Source organism: Clostridia bacterium (assembly GCA_028698525.1).
Lineage (GTDB): Bacteria > Bacillota > Clostridia > JAQVDB01 > JAQVDB01 > JAQVDB01.
Map to the genome: position 1 here is coordinate 1 of JAQVDB010000123.1, position 2937 is coordinate 2937.

Sequence of the window (2937 nt, forward strand, 5' to 3'; positions counted from 1 at the left end):
CTGACTTTAGGCTTTGTTAGTACTTCCAAATAATCTTATAACTTTTCGTACATCATCTTTAAAGGCATCCATGCTCCACATCATTATATTGTGATAGTAGACTTTATCGCTGCTCTGGCTAAACTTTTCCCTGATCGCCTCGGATGCATTGTATGCCATCCCTGTATAATAGTTAATCTTTGATATGCCACATTCTATAGCCTTTTTAAAATCCTGGCTGGTCAACCCTGAACCTCCGTGCATGACTAGCGGCACATCCACTGCCTTGCTTATTTTTTTCAACCTCTCAAAATCAAGTTGAGGGGTTTTTAAATATACTCCATGAGCGGTACCAAAAGCGATAGCAAGGGCATCCACCCCTGTTTTTTCTACGAATTCACATGCCTCCTCAGGTTTAGTATAGAGGGAAGTATCATCTATTATTGAATCATCATCATCGCCTTCTGCTCCCCCGCTTTTAGGCCTAACTACATACCCTAGCTCTGCTTCTACGTCTACTCCAAGCTCTCCGGCTATCTTTACTATTTCTCCGGTATTTTCTACGTTTTGTTTGAAGTCATACTTTGATCCGTCATACATCACCGCATTAAACCCTAAATTCATAGCTTTTATGACGGCGGAAAAGCTTTTTCCATGGTCTAATAGTACTGCTACCGGTACTTTCGCATTTTTAGCCTCGTTTATTAATATGGGAGCAATCTTATCCAATGGAACATATTTAAAATGTACTTCTGCATGACACAATATTACTGGAGAGTTTTCTTGCTCTGCTGCCTGTATCACCCCTCGTGCCATTTCAAGGTTTATTGCATTAAAACAGCCTACAGCATATTTATTTTTTTTAGCATCTGCCAGCATTTGTTTCATTGAAACTAGAGCCATTTTCCCAGTCCTCTCTTTTATTATTTATATATACTCTTTACTGCAGGATAAATCTTTTTGTAATCTAAAAATTTTTGTGCATATATATTTGTAAGTTTAGGGTCAGGGTAATATTCTTTTTTTACTCTTATAAGTCTTGAAGCAGCCTGATCTACCGACTTATATGCACCGCTTGCCGTTCCAGCAAGCATAGCAACTCCTAATGTCCCCGCTTCAGCTACATTAAGAGATACTATCTTTTTACCTGTCATATCTGCTTTTAGCTGTAACCAATAATCTGACTTAGCCCCTCCTCCTACTGCCCTTAATTCATCAATATATATGCCTGCTCTTTCCAGGCATTCTATATTCACCATCATCTCATAATTTGTTGCTTCCAATACTGCTTTTATTATTTCTGATTTGTCAGTATCCAAAGATAGCCCTACCATAGCTCCTTTAGAATCTGTATCCATATAAGGAGTGGCAGCTCCCGAAAAATGCGGAAGAATAAATATATCGGAAGGTTCTTTCTTTGCATTTTTTATTATAAGGTCATATACATCCACTCTCTTTTGCTGGGCTATCCTTTTTTCTTCAAATGCAAAGGTATCTCTATACCATTTAAGCAAACTTCCAGATGTAAAATTAAAAGCATAGGTTACATACATGTCTTTTTTAAGATGTGGTACACATGCAAAATTATACTTGACCATTTCAGGCGATAATACAGGTTTATCAAAAGCAGGGGTTATACATTCCACCGTACCCATACCATCCACAGCTTTTCTGCTTTCGGTTATACCTGCACCTAATGCAGCACACGGCTGATCGTGCCCCCCGGCTACCAACAAAACCCCTTTAGGAAGTCCTAGTTCATAGGCTATGTTTTTTGAAATTTGCCCTATTATACTTCCCCCTTGTACTGGGAATGAAAATTTATCTTGTTCTACACCTACACAATCTAATATCTCGTCCGACCATTGTTTTTGAGTAATATCAAATGCCATAGTCCTTGCAGCCAAAGAATAATCTATTGAAGGCTGGGCACCTAATTTATACATTATAAAATCGCCATAAAGCAAGAACTTCCAAGTCTTTTTATATATTTCCGGCAAATTTTCCTTTATCCATACTATCTTTCCTAAAGTGTACATAGGGTGGATTGAGCTTCCAGTTATCTCAAGCACCCTATCATTCCCAAGCTTTTCATGGATAATCCCTATCTCCTGCTCCCCTCTAGGATCAATATATAAAATACTGTTATACAATATGTTTCCGTCTCTATCCACTGGTGTGGCCGCTTCTCCAAAGGAAGATATGCTTATGGCTTTTATTTCTTCCCCTGCATACTCTTGTACAGAACGTTTTATCACCCATTTTACCGATCCCCAAACTTTTTCAGGGTTAAGCTCCTGCCATCCCGGTTTTGGAGTTATTACATCATATTCTCTATAGGCAGAAGACTTTATATTTCCTTGGTAATCAAAAACCGTGGCCTTACAACCTGTTGTACCAACATCAAGGCCTAATATTCCCACTTTCCCCACCTCAGTTTTATTTTAATCTCTTTCCTTCTCTTATAACAAGGGAAACCTCTATATCATCATCGAATACTATTATGTCTGCATCTTTTCCTTTGACTAAACTCCCTTTAGTATTGGATTCATTTATAAGCCGAGCAGGGGTTAGTGTTAGCATCTTCACTACATCTATCATTGAGATGCCAACTTCTCTATACATTATTTTGGCAAGCCAGTTAGCGGTAGCAACACTCCCGGCAAAGGACGTTTTATCCGGCAGCATACCTACATTGTCTTCCACTAAAATATCCAGTTCCCCTAATTTGTACTTGCCTGGTGGCATACCAGCAGCCCTGCTGGCATCGGTTATGAGGACTAACTTATCTGGTCCTTTCGTCTTATATAGGAGTTTTAAAATACCATGAGGTATATGTCTCCCATCTGCAATCACTTCAACAGTCAGTTCATCAAGGCTTAACCCTGCCTCTACTACTCCTGCTTGGCAATAAAAATCTCTGCTCCTTACACTAGAAGTACTGTTATATATATGAGT

Annotated in this window: 3 protein-coding genes; all 3 read right to left on the reverse strand. The window is 38.9% G+C overall.

What is annotated here, in order from left to right:
• Positions 1 to 6: 6 nt before the first annotated feature.
• Positions 7 to 882, reverse strand: a complete 876-nt coding sequence (locus PHP06_10955) for a class II fructose-bisphosphate aldolase (GenBank protein MDD3841058.1) — start codon at positions 880 to 882, stop codon at positions 7 to 9.
• 20 nt (positions 883 to 902) lie between these two features.
• Positions 903 to 2402 (reverse strand): FGGY family carbohydrate kinase, encoded by a 1500-nt coding sequence (locus tag PHP06_10960; protein ID MDD3841059.1) that lies wholly within the window; start codon positions 2400 to 2402, stop codon positions 903 to 905.
• A gap of 16 nt (positions 2403 to 2418) precedes the next feature.
• Positions 2419 to 2937, reverse strand: a 519-nt coding sequence (locus PHP06_10965) for an amidohydrolase family protein (protein MDD3841060.1), incomplete at its 5' end; no start/stop codon positions are given.

Bases quoted from the DNA above. Each gene is read 5' to 3' on its own strand.
- PHP06_10955 (MDD3841058.1), bottom strand. From the start codon at position 882: ATGGCTCTAGTTTCAATGAAACAAATGCTGGCAGATGCTAAAAAAAAT.